General features: G+C 63.2%; 16 protein-coding genes. 12 read left to right on the top strand and 4 right to left on the bottom strand.

Features of this window, described 5'->3' with window-relative positions; genetic code table 11:
- The first annotated feature begins 37 nt into the window (after window positions 1-37).
- The 12 genes from HQ843_RS08685 to HQ843_RS08630 all read left to right on the top strand — a co-directional run bounded on the left by HQ843_RS08685 (window position 38) and on the right by HQ843_RS08630 (window position 12550).
- Window positions 38-1315, top strand: a complete 1278-nt coding sequence (locus tag HQ843_RS08685; RefSeq protein ID WP_180903455.1) for a cysteine desulfurase-like protein — start codon at window positions 38-40, stop codon at window positions 1313-1315.
- Window positions 1316-1391: 76 nt separating this feature from the next.
- Window positions 1392-2183 carry an ABC transporter substrate-binding protein gene (locus tag HQ843_RS08680; RefSeq protein ID WP_180898850.1) on the top strand — a complete coding sequence of 264 codons (792 nt, stop codon included), beginning with the start codon at window positions 1392-1394 and terminating at the stop codon, window positions 2181-2183.
- Window positions 2184-2289: 106 nt separating this feature from the next.
- Window positions 2290-2964, top strand: a complete 675-nt coding sequence (locus tag HQ843_RS08675; protein WP_180898852.1) for an amino acid ABC transporter permease — start codon at window positions 2290-2292, stop codon at window positions 2962-2964.
- An 81-nt stretch (window positions 2965-3045) separates the two neighbouring features.
- The gene (locus HQ843_RS08670) at window positions 3046-3732 is read left to right on the top strand and encodes a GntR family transcriptional regulator (RefSeq protein ID WP_180898854.1); all 687 of its coding nucleotides are present in this window, start codon (window positions 3046-3048) and stop codon (window positions 3730-3732) included.
- Between the two features lie 192 nt (window positions 3733-3924).
- Window positions 3925-4788 carry a glycerophosphodiester phosphodiesterase gene (locus HQ843_RS08665; protein ID WP_180898856.1) on the top strand — a complete coding sequence of 288 codons (864 nt, stop codon included), beginning with the start codon at window positions 3925-3927 and terminating at the stop codon, window positions 4786-4788.
- 490 nt (window positions 4789-5278) lie between these two features.
- On the top strand, window positions 5279-6628 hold the full coding sequence (locus HQ843_RS08660; RefSeq protein ID WP_180898858.1) for an extracellular solute-binding protein: 1350 nt from the start codon (window positions 5279-5281) through the stop codon (window positions 6626-6628).
- A 134-nt stretch (window positions 6629-6762) separates the two neighbouring features.
- Window positions 6763-8043, top strand: coding sequence for a carbohydrate ABC transporter permease (locus HQ843_RS08655; RefSeq protein WP_371822190.1), 1281 nt, complete (start codon window positions 6763-6765; stop codon window positions 8041-8043).
- Between the two features lie 11 nt (window positions 8044-8054).
- A complete protein-coding gene (locus HQ843_RS08650) occupies window positions 8055-8879 on the top strand; it encodes a carbohydrate ABC transporter permease (RefSeq protein ID WP_180898862.1) in 825 nt (274 codons plus the stop codon).
- Window positions 8879-9937, top strand: coding sequence for an ABC transporter ATP-binding protein (locus tag HQ843_RS08645; protein ID WP_180898864.1), 1059 nt, complete (start codon window positions 8879-8881; stop codon window positions 9935-9937). The genes HQ843_RS08650 and HQ843_RS08645 overlap by 1 nt, the downstream gene beginning before the upstream one ends.
- Window positions 9934-10701, top strand: coding sequence for a glycerophosphodiester phosphodiesterase (locus HQ843_RS08640; RefSeq protein ID WP_180898866.1), 768 nt, complete (start codon window positions 9934-9936; stop codon window positions 10699-10701). The genes HQ843_RS08645 and HQ843_RS08640 overlap by 4 nt, the downstream gene beginning before the upstream one ends.
- Window positions 10698-11705 carry a LacI family DNA-binding transcriptional regulator gene (locus tag HQ843_RS08635; RefSeq protein WP_180898868.1) on the top strand — a complete coding sequence of 336 codons (1008 nt, stop codon included), beginning with the start codon at window positions 10698-10700 and terminating at the stop codon, window positions 11703-11705. The genes HQ843_RS08640 and HQ843_RS08635 overlap by 4 nt, the downstream gene beginning before the upstream one ends.
- Window positions 11702-12550: an inositol monophosphatase family protein gene (locus HQ843_RS08630; RefSeq protein WP_180898870.1), complete on the top strand. Its 849-nt coding sequence runs from the start codon at window positions 11702-11704 to the stop codon at window positions 12548-12550. Before HQ843_RS08635 ends, HQ843_RS08630 begins: the two co-directional genes overlap by 4 nt.
- 99 nt (window positions 12551-12649) lie before the next feature.
- Here the strand turns inward: HQ843_RS08630 and HQ843_RS08625 are convergent, their stop codons facing one another.
- From HQ843_RS08625 to HQ843_RS08610, 4 genes are read right to left on the bottom strand one after another with little or no spacing between them, the layout of a single operon-like run.
- Window positions 12650-13450 (bottom strand): SDR family oxidoreductase, encoded by an 801-nt coding sequence (locus HQ843_RS08625; RefSeq protein ID WP_180898872.1) that lies wholly within the window; start codon window positions 13448-13450, stop codon window positions 12650-12652.
- 47 nt (window positions 13451-13497) lie between these two features.
- Window positions 13498-14283, bottom strand: a complete 786-nt coding sequence (locus HQ843_RS08620; RefSeq protein ID WP_180898874.1) for an SDR family NAD(P)-dependent oxidoreductase — start codon at window positions 14281-14283, stop codon at window positions 13498-13500.
- Between the two features lie 19 nt (window positions 14284-14302).
- Entirely contained in the window at window positions 14303-15796 is a 1494-nt protein-coding gene (locus tag HQ843_RS08615; protein ID WP_180898876.1) for a sugar ABC transporter ATP-binding protein, read from the bottom strand.
- A gap of 38 nt (window positions 15797-15834) precedes the next feature.
- Complete coding sequence (locus HQ843_RS08610) at window positions 15835-16770, bottom strand: substrate-binding domain-containing protein (RefSeq protein WP_180898878.1); 936 nt, start codon at window positions 16768-16770, stop codon at window positions 15835-15837.
- Between the last annotated feature and the right edge of the window lie 91 nt (window positions 16771-16861).

Below are 16861 nucleotides of genomic sequence, written 5' to 3'. Positions count from 1 at the left end.
AGTGCGTCGCCGGCCGGGAACGACACAGGGTAACCCAATGAATATGCAGACCGAATCCCCCCCGCTCAGCAACAGCTTTCCGGTCGACGAGATTCGCCGCCTGTTTCCGGCGATCGCCAAAGCGGGCGATTTCATCTTCCTCGAAAACGCCGGCGGCGCGCAGGTGCCGCAGAGCGTGGTGGACGCGGTCACCAACCATCTGATCGACAGCAACGTCCAGCGCATGGCAAGCTACGAGCACAGCGCCCGCGTCGATGCCGGCCTGGAGGCCGCGCGCGAAAGCGTTGCCGTGCTCATCAATGCCGATCGTCCGGAGGAGATTTCCTTCGGCCTCAACGCCACCTCGTTCATCCGCCTCGTCAGCCTCGGCATCGCCAGAATGCTGGGTGAGCGCCACGAGATCGTGGTCACCGACATGGACCACGACGCCAATATCGCCACCTGGCTGGCGCTGGAGGAAGACGGCGCGAAAATCGTCTGGTGGCGGATGCGGGACGACGGAACGCTCGATCCCGAAGACCTGAAGCCGCTGGTCAACGAACGCACCCGGCTGGTGGCCTGCACGGCCACCTCCCATGCGATCGGCACGATCGTCGATGTCGCCGCCGTCGGCCGCATCGCCCATGCCGCGGGCGCAGAGGTGTTCCTCGACAGCGTCCATTTCGGGCCGCACGGGCTGATCGACGTCAAGGCCTGGGATTGCGATTATCTGGTCTGCTCCGGCTACAAGAACTTCTCCCCGCATATGGGGTTTCTGTGGGGGCGATATGAGGCGCTCTGCAGGCTTCCGACCTTCAAGGAGGATTTCATCCCTGACGTTCCGCCCTACAAGATCGAGGTCGGCACCTTCCCCTACGAGAATGTCGCGGGCATGGATGCCGCCGTGCGCTACCTCGAAAGCGTCGGCGAGCGGTTCCTGCCATCGGGCGAGCACAGCCGCCGCCAGACGATTGCCGCTGCGATGGGCGCGATCCGCGACTACGAGATGATCCTGGCGAAGGAAATGATTTCCGTTCTGAAGCGCCACGGCGCGGTGATCTACGGCATTTCCGACAGCGACAGGCTGGAGCGCCGGGTACCGACGATCTGCTTCAACATCCCCGGCCTGAAGCCGAAAACGCTTTCGGTGGAGATGGGCAAGAGGCGCATCGGCATCCGCGACGGCCACATGTTCGCGCCGCGCCTGATGGCGCGCCTTGGCCTCACGATGGACAGCGGCGCCGTGCGCGTTTCGCTTCTGCACTACAATACGCTTGAAGAAATCGGACGCTTCGACGCCGTGCTGGGCGAAGTCATCGCCGCCCACGCAAGATGAAGCGTCATGATGCCGGCGGCATAAAAATACGCCGCCACCCAACCGCATGCGGTCACCACCAGAGGGAGAATAAAAAATGATGCTTACCCGCCGCCACGCCATCATGCTTGCAACGGCAATCGGCCTTGCCGCCGGAGGTCTTTCCGCCGCCGCCGCCGAAACCTTCCAGATCGGCGCCTATCCCAGCAACCCGCCATTCGAATACAAGAATGCCAGCGGCGCCTTCGAGGGCTTCGAGGTCGATATCGCCACCGAAGCCGCCAGGCGCGCCGGCCTCGAGCCGGAAATCGCCGATTACGGTTTCCAGGCGCTGTTCGCGGCCACCACGTCGGGCCGTATCGATGGCGCGATCTCGTCGATCACGATCACCGAAGAGCGCCTGCAGTCGCAGTCCTTCACCCAGCCCTATTACGATTCCGACATGGGCATTGCCGTCAAGGAGGGCGTCGAACTCTCCGGCACCGAAGACCTGAAGGGCAAGATCGTCGGCGTGCTCTCCGGCTCGACCGGCGCGAAGTGGGTCAGCGACAACGAAGCCGGCCTCGGCATCAAGGCGGTCAAGGGCTACAACGCCCAGCAGGACATGTTCCTCGATCTCGGCGCCGGCCGCGTCGATGCCGCCGTCTCCGACATTCCGGGCATGGAATACCTGTTCACCAAGATGAAGGGCTTCGCGGTCGCAGGCCGGATCAAGACCGGCGAGCAGTATGGCATGATGATGTCAAAGGACCATCCGCAGCTCGACGCCATCAACGAGGCGATCACCACGATGAAGGAAGACGGCACGATGGCCGGGATCCACGAAAAGTGGTTCGGCTCTGCGCCGCCGGCAGGCTCCTCCACCGTCACGGTCTTCGCCATCCCCTGACCGGAAACCCAGAGGGCGCAATACAGCGCCCTCTACCGCTTGCTACCGCTTTTGTTTCCGCGAGGCGCGGGCGAACGCATGCCGCGCTCACCGAAAGTTGCCGCCAATGACCCTGGTCGAAACCTTCTTCAATACCGAAGTGCTCGTCGCGAGTATTCCGTTGCTGCTGCGCGGGCTGACGAACACGTTGATCCTCGGCGTGCTCGCCATCCTGATCGGCGTCAGCGCGGGCCTGCTGATCTGCGTGTTCCGGCTCTACGCGCCGAGGCCGATCCGGTTTCTGACCGTCGCCTATATCGACGTGTTCCGCGCCATGCCGGTGCTGGTGGTGCTGATCCTCGTCTACTACGCGCTTCCCTTTGTCGGCATCCGCTTCTCGGCCTGGACCTCGGCGATCCTGTCGTTCTCGATGGTGATGGCCGCCTATTCGGCGGAGGTGTTCCGCTCCGGCATCGAAAGCGTGCCGGACGGCCAGTTCGAGGCGGCGGCCGCCCTTGGCCTTTCCTTTCCCGTCACCTTGTGGAAGGTGATCCTGCCGCAGGCGATCCGGATCGTGATCCCGCCGACCACCAGCAATTGCGTCTCGATGTTCAAGGATACAGCACTTGCCTCCACCGTCGCGATGCCCGAACTCCTGAAGGAGGCGCAGGACGCCCAGGCGTTTTACGCCAATCCGACGCCGCTGATCGGCGCGGCGATCATCTATCTGGTGTTTCTGCTGCCGCTGGTGCGTCTCGTCGCCGTACTGGAACAGCGGTTCCGCAGGGCGAAAACCCGCTGACCGGCGGGCTCGCCGCTTGACTTTGCCGCCTCTTGCCCCGACAGACGGTGACAGGCTCGCACCACCTTGAAGAGAGGCGCAATGATCAACAACGGGCTTTCCAGGATTTCGTCGAGGATGACCGTGCAGGACGGGGTCTACGAGCAATTGCGCCACGCATTGATGTGGGGCCAGTTCGAGCCCGAACAGGTGACCACGATCTCCTCGCTCGCCGCCGAATTCGGCACCAGCCATATGCCGGTGCGCGAGGCGCTGCGCCGGCTTGCCGCCGAAAAGGGTCTCGAGATCAGCCGCAGCGGCTCGGCCCGTGTGCCCGCCGTCTCGCGTCAGCGGCTCGACGATCTGTGCTGCGCGCGCACGGCGCTCGAGGGGCTGGCGACCAGGCTGGCGACGCCGCGCATGAGCAAGGCCGACATCGACCGCTGCCTCGCGCTTGCCCGCGATCACGAGGCGCTCGGCCGGGAGGGCCATGTCCACGAGATGCTGCGCAAGAACCAGGAGTTCCACTTCGCGATCTACGAGCTTTCCGGCTCCGAAGTCCTGCCGCAGATGATCGAGACGCTCTGGCTGCGCTTCGGCCCCTATATGCGCATGCTCTCCGACCTGGTGATCCAGCAGCTCAATGCGGGCACCATCCACCCCTATTCAACCTATCACTACGAAATGATCGAGGCCTTCCGGCGCGGCGATGCAGAGACGGCCTCCGCGCTGATGGTCAAGGATATCGAGGCGACGCAGAGCCTGCTGCAGGACATGTGCCCGATCTGAGGTTCGCGGGCAGCAATCAGCGGCACGGAAAGAGGGCTTTTCACGAGCCCAAGCTGTGATATCGAAAGGCCGTGGCACTGCTTGGCCAGCGGATCGAAGCTTCCCGGCTTTCATCCAGCCTTCAAGAATGCCGGATAGAGGTGGCGGGCCGCGTCGGCGGCATGTCGGAGCGGATGAAAGCGAAACTATACCATGTCGGATATGCAGGGACTTCACCTTGAGCTGAATGGCCGCAAGACGCGGCTGAAATGGCACCAATTGCGCAAGCGGGTCGCCGATCCCACCTTTTCGCTCGCCGTGATGACGGAGGGCTTCGAGATCGGAGCCTCGATGGAGCTCGATCTCAGGGTGCGCGCCGATGGCGGTTTCGCCGTCGTTCATGATGACACGCTCGAAAGCGAGACCGATGCCCGGGGCCTGGTCTCCGCGCTGACCCGCGATGATCTGGCCAGCATACGCTACGCCCCGGGCGGCGAGCCGCTTATCCTCTCCGAAGATCTCGGCCGGCTGCTGCGCAGCGCCCATCCGGACGCGCTCTTGCAGTTCGATATGAAATCGGATCTCGATGAGGTCGGAGAAGCCGGCATTGCGCATCTCGGCCAGATCATCGGCGCCAATACCGGCAATATCATCATCTCGGCGACCGATCTCGACCTGATCGCCGCGATGCGCGAGACCCTCCCCGCGGTCGCGCGCGGTATCGATCCTTCCGAGGATATCGCCGAGGCCTGGCTGAAAGACGGGTTTTCGGCCGCCAGGGACGTGCTCGATGCGGCGCTTGCCGGACCGACCGGCGCCGGCACCATTTACCTGCACTACCCGCTGGTCCTGAAAGCCGCCGACAGCGGGCTCGACATGATCGCCGCCTGCCATGACGCCGGCATGCTGGTCGATGCCTGGACTTTCAATCCCGCCCATCCGGAGCACGGCCTGGCGGCGGGAGAGCTTGAAACGGTGCGACGCCTCCTCGAACTCGGCGCCGACCAGATAACCACCGATGAGGCCCCGGCCCTTGAAGCCGCCTGGCGCGCGGCGCGGGAACCCGCTTCCGGTTGACGCTGGAATAGGTCGGGGTAGAGCGGGAACGGTTTGCCGTCCGCTTGGAACAGAGAACCGCGTTTCACGGAAACGCCGTCCAGGTTCCTGACAAAATCCCTGCCGAGTTCGTCCGTTATGCCGGTCCCGAGTTGGCCTGATGGGCCGCCTGCGCTGAATTTCAGACAAGGCTGTTTACGCGCAAGGGCTTGCGCTCGCCGCCAGACCGGCCGGAAACCTTTCTTTTTTGTACACGTGTACAATTGTCATGTACACGTGTACAAAATGTCATGTGGGCGTCATGAGGAGGACTTAGGTCATATCTTGCGTCCGATCGGCGAAGGCTAGTTTCCGCGGTTTTGGAGGACGTGCGCGGGTAGTTTTCGCTTCACCGGCATCGCTCAAAATCGGCAGGCCCGGTTTCACCTATGGCGATGCGATATGACAACACGGGCAGGGCTTCCGTGACATTTTCGGAAGACTTCATGCTCAGGGACCTGGAGAGATCCGTATGAGTATCAGGGCATTTATCGGCACCGCTACCATTGCCATCATGGCCGCGACATCCGGCGCGGCGCTTGCCGAAGACTATACCATCACCGTCTGGTCGGGAGGAACGGACGAAAACTCGCTCTACCGCGTCGACGCCATCGAAATGGCGGCCGACTATCTCGAACGCGAGGCCGCCATTCGCGGCGACGAACTCAACATCACCGTCGAAAAGCAGGTCTGGTCGGGCTGGGACGATTTCAAGCAGGCGGTGACGCTTGCCGCCGAATCGGGCACCGCCCCGAACATCATCGTCACCGGCCATGAGGATATCGGCCCGTGGTCGCAGGCCGGCATTCTGCGCCCGATCGAGGACTATGTCGATTTCGACGCCTGGCCGCTCAACCAGCTCTATGACAACCTCATCAAGGTGTCGAGCTATGACGGCATGATCTGGGGCATTCCGCAGGACGCCGAAGCCCGCCCGTTCTTCATGTCCAAGCCGGACCTGAAGGCGATCGGCTACACCGATGCCGATATCGATGCGCTTCCGGGCAAGATCGAAAGCGGCGAATATACGCTTTACGACATGCTCGATGATGCCAAGAAAATGCAGGATGAAGGTGTCGTCGAACCCGGTTACGGCTTCGGCCCGCGCGTCAATAACGGCACCGATTACTGGCAATTCTATCAGTCCTTCGGCGGCGAGATGGTCGATCCCGAGACCGGCAAGCTGGTCTTCGACAAGCAGGCCATGACCGACATGTACCAGTTCTTCGTCGATGCCGTGGCCATGGGCGTGACGCCCGCGACCTATCTCGGCGGCGAGTGGGACACATTCCACACCAATGTCGCGACCGGCAAATACGGCGCCTGGCATGGCGGCACCTGGCACAAGCTGCAATGGGAAAACCAGTACGGCCTTGAGAACTTCTTCGACAACGTCTCGTTCTCGCTGATCCCGGCCGGCAATGAAAACGGCAGGCCGAACACCATCACCCACCCGCTGGTCTACCTGATCTCGACCCAGGGCACCGACGAAGACGCGGCGATCTCCGCCGAGCTCATCGCCGTCGCCTCCGAGCCGCGCATCAACGCGCTGCATGCGGTCCAGTCCGGCCATCTGGCCATCGGCGAAGCCGAAGCGGCCATTCCGTTCTACGCCAATGACCGCTGGGCCAGCGAAGCAACGGAAATGCTGCTTCCCTATGCCAACTCGATCCCGAACAATGCCGATTTCGGCGTCTACTGGGAAGCCATGTTCAAGGGACTGGAAGCGGCCTGGACCGGCACGACCTCGGTCGAGGACGCCGTTAATCAGGCCCAGGCGACGGCCGAAAACGGCCTCGGCGACAAGATCATCGTTCGCTGAACGGACCGATGATGAACGACAAAACCTCCGTCGAAAGAGGTCTCCGCCCGAGCGTGTCCGCACGCTCGGGCGATGAAGAGACCGTCCGCGCCGCCGGCAGGGGCCGTACGCGCGTCAGCCCGTTCGGGCTGATCATGCTGGCCCCGGCGCTTATGTTGCTGCTCGCCTTCTTCTTCGCACCGGTGGTGCTGACGGCGATCTTTTCCTTCACCAATATGACGAGCGCCACGGGCATTACCGGCGGCGCCTATGTGATCAGCCCCAATGCGCTGCGCAATCTCGAATGGCAGGGCATGGACAAGGCGGTTACCGGGAGCCTGAGCGGCACCTCCATCACCGTCGACGGGCCGGCCCTTGCCCGCGCCGCCGAGGCCGGCGTCGACCCGGATTTCCTCGATGATATCGAAGGCCGGTTGATGGGCGAGCACTTCGATGATGCGCGCAGCTTCAAACGCGAACTGAAGACGCTGCCGAACCGCCCGCGCCGCATACGCGATCTCAAGCTTGCGGCCGAACCCTTCAGCCAGTCGATCCTCAACACCCGTTTTGCCACCCGCGACCAAGCGGTGGCGGCGATCGATGCGGTCGCTCCCGACCTTTCGCCGGAGAACCGCGACACGGTTCTCACCGCCGCCTATACCGGCTGGGTCTGGACCACCGACAATTTCGAGCGGCTCGCCAGCGCCCCCGCAACCGGGCGGCTGGTGGCCAATACCGCGCTCTATGTCGGCCTGACGCTTTCGATCTTCAATGTCGGGCTCGGCCTGTTTCTGGCAATCGCGATCTTCTACATGCCGAAGACGAGCGGGTCGGTTTTCAGCGTGTTATGGCTTCTGCCGCGCATCACCCCGGTCGTTCTCTACGCGGTGATGTGGCGATGGTTCACCTGGGATGACGGGTTTCTGCCGATCCTGGCCGGTCATCTCGGCCTTCCCTCGTTCAACTACATGAAGGGCTCCGTGCCGACGGCATGGGCGACGATCATCACGCTCAACGGCTTCATCGGCGCATCCTTCGGCATGATCCTGTTCAGCGGCGCGCTCAGGGCCATCCCGGTCCAGCAGCTCTGGGCAAGCGAGGTCGATGGCGCGAGCCGCTGGCAGCAGGTCAGAAAGATCATCCTTCCGCAGTTGAAATGGCCGATCCTGTTCGTGATCTGCTATCAGTCGCTGTCGCTGCTGTCGTCCTACCAGGAAATCTGGCTGACCACCAATGGCGGACCGGGCAATACCACCAATGTGTGGGCGCTCGAAGCCTTCCGGATCGCGCTGTCGAACTTCACCGGCAATCTCGAATACGGTCTCGGCGCGGCCATGGCGCTGGTGCTGGTTGTCGTCGGTCTCACCCTTTCCATCATTTTCCTGCGTCTCTTCAAGTTCGGGGAAATGCTGGAAAAGCCCAAGATCGAATTCTAGGAGGGAACGTCATGTCACGCAATTTCGCGGCCTGGCCGCTCATCCTGGTGCTGGCGCTTCTCAGCCTTCCGCTTATGATCATGTATGTCTTCGTGTTCGTCGACAGCTTCACCAATTCGCCGCCGGACTCGCTGATACCCAACGAGTTCACGCTCGAACACTGGCAGTTTCTGATCGATCCGGCCATTGCCGGCAATGTCTGGTCGGCGACCCTCAACACGCTGATCTTCGCCTGCTCGATCGGAGCCATCGTTGTCTCGCTGTCGTCGATGGGCGGCTATGCGGTGTCGCGCCTCAACATGCCGTTCAGGCATTTCTTTCTGGCCGGGATCATGGTGATGCATGCCTTCCCGTCGGTGACGCTGATCATCGGGGTGTTTCTGGTGCTGCAGTTCGTCGGCCTCTACGACACCCTGATCGGCGTGGTGCTGGTCAAGTCGGCGCTGATGCTGCCCTTCGGCATCTGGATCATGAAGGGTTTCTACGACACCGTGCCCTGGGAGATCGAAATGGCGGGCGTCCAGGACGGCGCGTCGCGCTTTACCGTGTGGCGCAGGCTGATCCTGCCGCAGGTCAAGCCCGGGCTGGTCGCGCTCATCGTCTTTGCCTTCCTCGATGCCTGGGGCGAATATGTGCTGCCGCGCATTCTGGCCCCGACCGCGGATTATCGCGTGCTCTCGGTCTATCTGGAGCGGGTATCGCAGAAGGATTCGATCTCCTACGACTTCAATCTCTTCAAGGCGGTGGGGCTCTATTACACCCTGCCGGTAATCATCATCTTCATCATCTTCCAGAACCGGCTGATGAACATCTTCAGCGGAGGCACCAAAGGCTGATGCGTATCAAGCTCGAGAATTTCACCAAGACCTTCGACCACACCACCGTCATCGACAAGATGAACCTCGAGGTTCACGATGGCGAGATGCTGGCCCTGCTCGGGCCGTCCGGCTGCGGCAAGTCGACGACGCTGCTCGCCATTTCGGGTATTCACCGCATCAATGGCGGGGGGATCCTGTTCGGCGACAAGGATGTCTCCAATGTTCCCAGCCAGAAGCGCAATGTCGGTGTCGTGTTCCAGAATTACGCGCTCTACCCGCATATGAACGCCTATGAGAACATCGCCTTCCCGCTGGAAGTGCGCCATGCAAGCCGACAGGAGATCGATCGTGAGGTCCGCCAGATCGCGGAACTCGTGCATATCGATCGCTATCTCGACCGGCGTCCCGGCCAGCTTTCCGGCGGCCAGCAGCAGCGCGTGGCGCTGGCGCGGGCGCTGGTGCGCAAGCCCGGCGTTCTCCTGTTCGACGAGCCGCTCGCCAATCTCGATGCCAAGCTCAGGCTCGAAATGCGCTCGGAAATCCGCCGCATCCAGATGGAGACCGGCATCACCGCCATCCTCGTCACCCATGACCAGGTGGAAGCGATGTCGATGTGCGACCGGATCGCGATCATGAACGAGGGCCGGATCATCCAGATCGACACGCCGACGGACATGTACCGCAACCCGCGAACCCAGTTCGTCGCGGGCTTCCTCGGCAATCCGCCGATCGCCTTTGTCAACGGGCGCTCCAGCGGCGAGGCAATCCGCCTCAACGACGATGACATAACCCTGCCGCTGCCCTCCAACGCCAAAAAGCCGGCGGACGGCGAACCGATCATCATCGGCATCCGCCCCGAAATCTTCGGCACCAATGGCGGCAGCCCGGTCAGCGGGCGCGTCAGCTTCGTCGAGACCCAGGGCCGCGAAAACCTCTACGATGTCGCCCTGCCATCGGGCGCGGTGCTCAGATCCATCCAACCCGTCCGCCACGACATTTCGGTGGGTGACGAGATCGAATGGGGCGTCAGGCCGGAGGACCTGCTGGTGTTTCAGGCAGACGGAACCCGACTATGAGCGCCGCGCCCGGACTTTCCGACTTTATCCAGCGTTATGCATGGCCGGCCGGTCAGACGCCGCTCTGCATCGCCCATCGCGGGGCAAGCGACCACGCGGTCGAAAACACGCTCGCGGCCTTTCGTATGGCAAGCGCGCTTGGCGCCCATATGTGGGAACTCGACACGCAACTGACGCGTGACGGCGTCGTGGTCGTCTCCCATGACGATCACCTCGAACGGGTGTTCGGCGTCGACGCGCATATCTCGGAGATGACGGCGGATCAACTCGCCGGTCTTGACGGCGTGGCGGTTCCGACCTTCGCGGCGGTGGCGGCCTTGGCGCGTGAACTCGGGACCGGGCTCTATATCGAGCTCAAGGCGCCGGGCACCGGGCTGAAATGCTGGCAGGAGCTCAAGGATCATAACCAGCGCTTTGCCGCGCTCGGCTCGTTCGACACGGCCCAGGTGCGCGAATTGCGGGATGCCGGCTGCGACTTTCCGCTTGCCGTTCTCGTCGGCATGGGCAAAGACCCGATGGCGCTGGCGGAAGAGGCCGGAGCGGACCTCGTCCATCTGTGCTGGGAAAAAGACGGGCCGCGACCGCAGGACAAGGTGACAGTCGAACTCCGCGACAGTATCTTCCGGTCGCAACGGCAGATTGTTCTCTGGCACGAGGAGCGGGCGGATATCCTGAAAGACATGATCGACCTTCCGGTTCTGGGAATCTGCACCAACCGGCCGGAGATGATGCAGGCCGGCGGGGTATCCAGCGACATCACATGACTGATCCAGTATTTCCGAAACGAGCCGTTACATCCCATGATGTCGCCCGGCACGCCGGCGTTTCGCGCGCCGCCGTGTCGCGCACCTTCACGCCCAATGCCTCGGTCTCCGAAGAGACCCGGCAAAAGGTCATCAAATCCGCCAACGCGCTTGGCTATCGCGTCAACTATCTGGCCCGCAGCCTGATCAACAAGCGCTCCGATCTCGTCGGCGTCGTCGCCGCCGGCCTCGACAACCCGTTCCGCACCATGCAGATCGACCATCTGACGCGCGGCCTTCTGGCGCGCGATCTGAGGCCGATCCTGCTGCCGACCTCGCGTTCGGAAGACGTCTCCACCTTCATTCAGCAATTGCTGCAATATTCGGTCTCCGGCGTCATCATCACGTCCGACGCCCCGCCGACGGAGCTTTGCGAGGAATGCGCCGGCAACGGCATCCCGATCGTTCTGATCAACAAGGGCGAGCACATTCCGATGGTCGACCGCGTGGTCAATGACGACGATGTCGCGGGCCGGGCGGCGGCCGATTATTTCTTCGATGCCGGCTGCCGGCGGCTCGCCGTGATGGCGTCGCCGCATCTGTCGTTCACCGGCCGCAGCCGAAGACGGGCCTTCATCGCGCGGGCGGAAGAACTTGGCGCTGAACTTCAGGTGATCGACGTGCCGGTCAACGATTACAAGTCGGGCTTCGAGCATGGCATGGCATTGGCCGACAGCGCCGCCGAAGCGCTGTTCTGCGTCAATGACTACATGGCCTGCGGCGTCATAGACGCGCTGGCGCGCCTCGGGCGACGCCGCGACGGGCTCGGCGTCCGCATCATCGGCCATGACGATATTCCGCAGGCAGGCTGGGATGCCTATCAACTGACCACCTTTGCGCAGGCCTGCGATCTTCAGGCCGATGCGGCGATCGATTTCCTCGAGAGCCGGATTGCCGATCCAGACGTACCGGCGCGGCTGGAGACGACGCCCGTGCGGCTGGTCGAGCGGGTGTCCGCCGGATGACCAGTTTTTCCGAAGATGATCTTGACGAGCGCTATGCGTTTGCGCGGGCGCTGGCCCAAAGCACCGGCGAGCGCGCCCTTCAGCTTCAGCGAAGCGGCACCGCGCTTTCGGTATCCAACAAGGGACTTCAGGATTTCGTCACCAATGCCGACCGGGAATGCGAAGCCCTGATCCGCGCGGCGATCGCCGATGCCTTTCCCGAGGACGGCTTCCTGGGCGAGGAGACCGGCAAGGCGGGTGGCAAGGCAGGCGGCGGTGGCCCGATATGGGTGATCGATCCGATCGACGGCACCAATAACTACATGCGCCTTCTGCCCGACTGGGGCGTGTCGATCGCGCTGGTGGCCGATGGCGACATCGCGCTCGGCGCGATTTTCGACGCCACCACGAAAACCGTGTTTCACGCCCGCCGGAACCATGGCGCGTTCCAGGGCGACAAACCGCTTTCCGCCTCGAAAAACGACAACCCGAAAACGGCGCTGGCAATCACCGGCCACTCCCGCCGCACCCCGATCGCGCCCTATCTCGACCTTCTTTCGCGGCTTCACGAGCACGGCTTCGACCACCGCCGCATCGGCGCCGCGGCGCTCGGGCTGCTGCGGGTGGCCGAGGGCAAGGCGGAGCTTTTCCACGAGGCCCACCTCAATTGCTGGGATGTCATGGCCGGCATTCTGATCGCCGAGGAAGCCGGGGCCGTCGTCGAACGGCCGGCCCTTCCCGACCTGCTGCTCCAGGGCGGCGCCGTGCGGGCCTCAGCACCCGAAATCAACGCAACGGTCGCGGACCTGTTTCGCATGATGGAACCGGACGAGGTTTCCCGCCAGTTTCGGGAACAGCAGGGCTGAGCCTTCATTGTCTGGCGGCTATGGCCTCATTCTCTCGGGCGGCCGACCGGCCTATGTCGACAATTATTGCGGCAGGATCACCGAGCCTGTGGCCGCCCCCTACCAGCAGCAGAACCCGCCGTCGACGAGAAGGTCGACGCCGGTGCAATAGGAGGCGGCATCGGACAGAAGGAACACGGCCGGGCCGACCATTTCGTCCACGCTCGCCATACGCTGCATCGGCGTCTGGCGCTCGAATTCCTTGGTCTGGTGCACCATTTCGGGCCGGGTATTCATCGGGGTCGCGGTATAGCCGGGGCTGATCGAGTTGACGCGGATGCCGCGATCCACCCATTCCATCGCCATCGATTTCGACATGTGGATCACGCCAGCCTTGGAGGCGTTGTAATGCGCCTGCGAGAGGCCACGATTGACGATGACGCCGGACATCGAGGCGATATTGACGATCGAACCGCCCTTGCCATGGGCCAGCATCGCGCGCGCCTCGGCCCGGCAGGAAAGCCAGACGCCCTTCATGTTGATATCCATCAGCGTCTGGTACTGATCCTCGGGCATGTCCTCGCATGGACTGGCATTGGCGATGCCGGCCGCGTTCAGCGCCAGACGCAGCGGCCCGAGTTCGGATTCGGTTTTCGCAACGGCGTCTTCAAGCGCTGAGGCCGAAGTCACATCGGCCGCGATCTGCAATGACCGACGTCCCGTCCGGGCGATGAAAGCGGCGGTGTTTGCAACGCCGTCATCGGTGCGCCGGTCGACGAGCGCGACGTCGGCGCCACACTGGGCAAGCCCCATGGCGATGCGCTGGCCGATGCCGCTGCCCGCCCCGGTGACGAGCGCGACCCGGCCCGTGAGATCGAACAGGGCCGGCGCGTTCAGTCTGATTTCGGCGTTCTCGTTCATTGTCCGTGCCTTTCTGCTATGCGGTCATCATCCCTGCCGGACCTTTGTCACGACATGATCAGCCCGCCATCGACATTGATGGTCTGGCCGGTGATGTAATCGGCATCGTTGCTTGCGAGGAAGGCGATCAGGCCGGCGACATCCTTGCCCTCGCCCGCCCGCTTCATGGGGATGTTCTCGACCCAGCTCGCCATCAGTTCGCCGGGCTTGAAATCGCCGAGCATCCTGCCCCAGACGCGGTCGTTATAGTCCCACATATCGGTCCTGATGATGCCGGGGCAGATGGCGTTGACGGTGATGTTGTCGGGCGCAACCTCCTTGGCGAGGCTCTGGGTCATGCCCATGACGCCGAATTTCGAGGCGGCGTAATGCGGGGTGTAGATGAACCCGTCGCGCGCCTGGCCGGAGGCGATATTGATCAGCCGCCCGCCCTTTCCCGATGCACGCATGTGGCGGATTGCCTGCTGGCAGCACAGGAACGCCCCCTTGGTATTGACCGCCATGGTCGCGTCCCATTCGGCGACCGTCAGGTCCTCGACCCTGGCGATGGTGATGATCCCGGCATTCTGCACGGAGACATCCACGCCGCCGAACTCCTGTTCCGCACGATCGTAAAGGGCGATCACCGCCTCGGGATCGGTCACGTCGCAGATGACGCCGACCGCCTTTGCCCCGGTTTCTTTCGCCAGCGCCTTCGCTGCCGCCTCAACTTCGGCCTCGACGGAGGCGATGACGATATTGGCGCCCTCGGCGGCAAAGCGGGTGGCGATCGCAAGCCCGATCCCCTTGTTGCCGCCGGTGACGACGACGGTCTTGTTCTTGAACCTGTTCATGGTGATCTCCTTCTATGTGTCAGGCGGTGGCCAGTTCCATCACCGAGACGTCATTTGCCTCGCTGTGGTCCAGTATGCCTGTCTGCCGGCCGGCCGCCATGACGAGGATGCGGTTGGAAACGCCGAGCACCTCCTCGAGATCGGAGCTGACCACGATCACGGCGACGCCGTTTTCGGCCAGGCCGTGAATGATTTCATAGATCGAGGACCGCGCCCCGACATCGATGCCCCGGGTTGGCTCGTCCAGCAGCACCACGCGCGGATTGCGGGCGAGCCATTTGGCGATCACCACTTTCTGCTGGTTGCCGCCGGACATCTCGCCGGCCTTCTGGTGGCCTTTGCCCTTGACCCCGAACTTCGCGATATTGTCATCGGCAAACGCGCGGACCCGGCCCTTGCTGAGCCAGCCGCCGCGGCTGACCGTCTCGAAATTCGAATAGGCGATGTTCTCGGCGATGGTATGATCGAGGATCACGCCCTGCAGCTTGCGGTCCTCGGGCACGAGAACGATGCCGTTGGCAATCGCTTGCGCCGGCGAGGCCGGCGTGATGTCCTCGCCGTTGAGCGTGATCGTTCCGGACGCGATCGGATCGGCGCCGGCAATCGCGCGCACCAGTTCGGTGCGGCCAGCGCCCACGAGCCCCGCTATTCCGAAAATCTCGCCCCGGCGCACGGAAAAGCTGACATCGGTAAACCGCCCGCTCGGCGCGCAAAGCCTGCTGACCTCCAGCACGGTCTCCGTGCCCGGCGTATGCAGCGGCGGAAACATCTGCTCCATGCTGCGCCCGACCATCGCCTCGACAATGGTGCGCACGGGAAGATCGGCGGTGTCGAATTCCTGGACCTTGTCGCCGTCGCGCATCACCACGATCCGGTCGGCGATCTTCCTGATTTCCTCAAGCCGGTGGGAAATGTAGATGATCCCGACGCCCTCGGCCTTCAGCCGCTCGATCTGCTTGAACAACAGCCGCGTCTCCTCGCCCCCGAGCGCCGCGGTCGGCTCGTCGAGAATGAGCAACTTCGCGTTCAGCGTCAGGGCCTTGGCGATCTCGATAAGCTGCTGGCTTGCCGTCGACAGGTTTTCGACCTTGCGGCGCGGCGATATGTCGAGGCCGAGCCGCTCCAGGCCATGATGGGCGCGCCGGTTCATCTCGGCGCGGTCGAGCCGGCCGTTCCTCATCGGATAGCGACCGACGAAGATGTTCTCGGCAATCGTCAGATGCGGCAGCAGCAGCAGTTCCTGATGGATCATGCCGACGCCGGCGTCGATCGCCTCGCGCGGGTTGGCGGGCGCGTAGGGCGCGCCCTGCCAGGTCATCGTCCCGGAGGTCGGCATCACCGTTCCGGAAACGACATTCGAAACGGTGGACTTGCCGGCCCCGTTCTCGCCGAGCAGCGCCACCACCTCGCCGGCATGGATATCCAGATCGATCCCGTGCAGCACCTCGACAGGCCCGTAGGACTTTCGGATGCCCCTCAGGGACAGGATTGGAGACTTGCCGGTTTCGGTCATGGCGCCGCCCTTTCTCGAAGTCGCGTCAGCCGCAAGGGTTACGGATGCTTCTTGACATATTCCGGAGCGGTTTCGCAGGTCGTCAGCACCGCATTCGGGGTCTGGCGTTCCGGAACGCTCTCGCCGGCCGCGACCTTGATCGCGGAATCGACGGCAAGCCGGCCCATCAACTGGGTGCTCTGGGTCGCGGTCACCACAAACGGACCGTCGCATTTTGCCAGATATTCCAGCGCCGCGACATCGCCGTCGTAACCGCCGATGATCACCTGATCGTCGAGGCCGGCAACATCGACCGCCTTGGCAGCGCCCATGGCGAGACCATCGGCCTGGCCGAAGATGAGTTTGATATCGGGGTGGGCCTGCAGCATGTTCTGGGCAATCGAGAAGCCCTCATCCGGCGACCACATCTGGCTCCACTGTTCGGTGACCAGTTCAACGCCCGGGTTTTCCTCGATCGCGCGCATGCAGCCCTTGGTGCGGTCGACCTCGGGCGTCGTGCCCTTCTGGCCGTGGATCATCGCCATCTTGCCCTCGCCGCCGGCAAGGCCGATGATGTGCGCGCAGACCTGATAGGCGGATTCGATGCTTTCGCCGGCGATGAAGGTATCGCCCGGCGCGCCTTCGGGCGTGCGATCGACATTGATGACCGGAATGCCCTCGGCGCGGGCGAGACGGGTCGGCACGGCTGCGGCGGCCGCGCCGGCGGGAATGTAGATGAACGCATCGATGCCTTGGGTCATGAGGTCCTGCACCTGGCTGACCTGGGTTGCCGTGTCGTTCTTGGCGTCGACCACGATCACCTCGATGCCCTTTTCGGCGCCATAGCCTTCAACGCCGAGCTTGATCTGGTTGAAGAAGTCCGCCTGCAGGTTCGGGACCGCAAGTCCGATCTTCTTTACCTCGTCGGCCAGCGACGGACCGGCCAGAGCGACGGATGCAAGCGCAACCGCCATGACTTTCTGATAGGCTTTCATGATATTTCTCCTCCTGGTGTTTCGGGCCCAGATGTTTCAGGCCCGGTTGAAGCCCGGTTGCGCGGGCTCGGTGTTTGGCCGCAGACCCGGC

It is taken from the genome of Martelella sp. NC20 (assembly GCF_013459645.1).
GTDB lineage: Bacteria > Pseudomonadota > Alphaproteobacteria > Rhizobiales > Rhizobiaceae > Martelella.
This window is presented reverse-complemented; position numbering and strand designations above follow the sequence as displayed.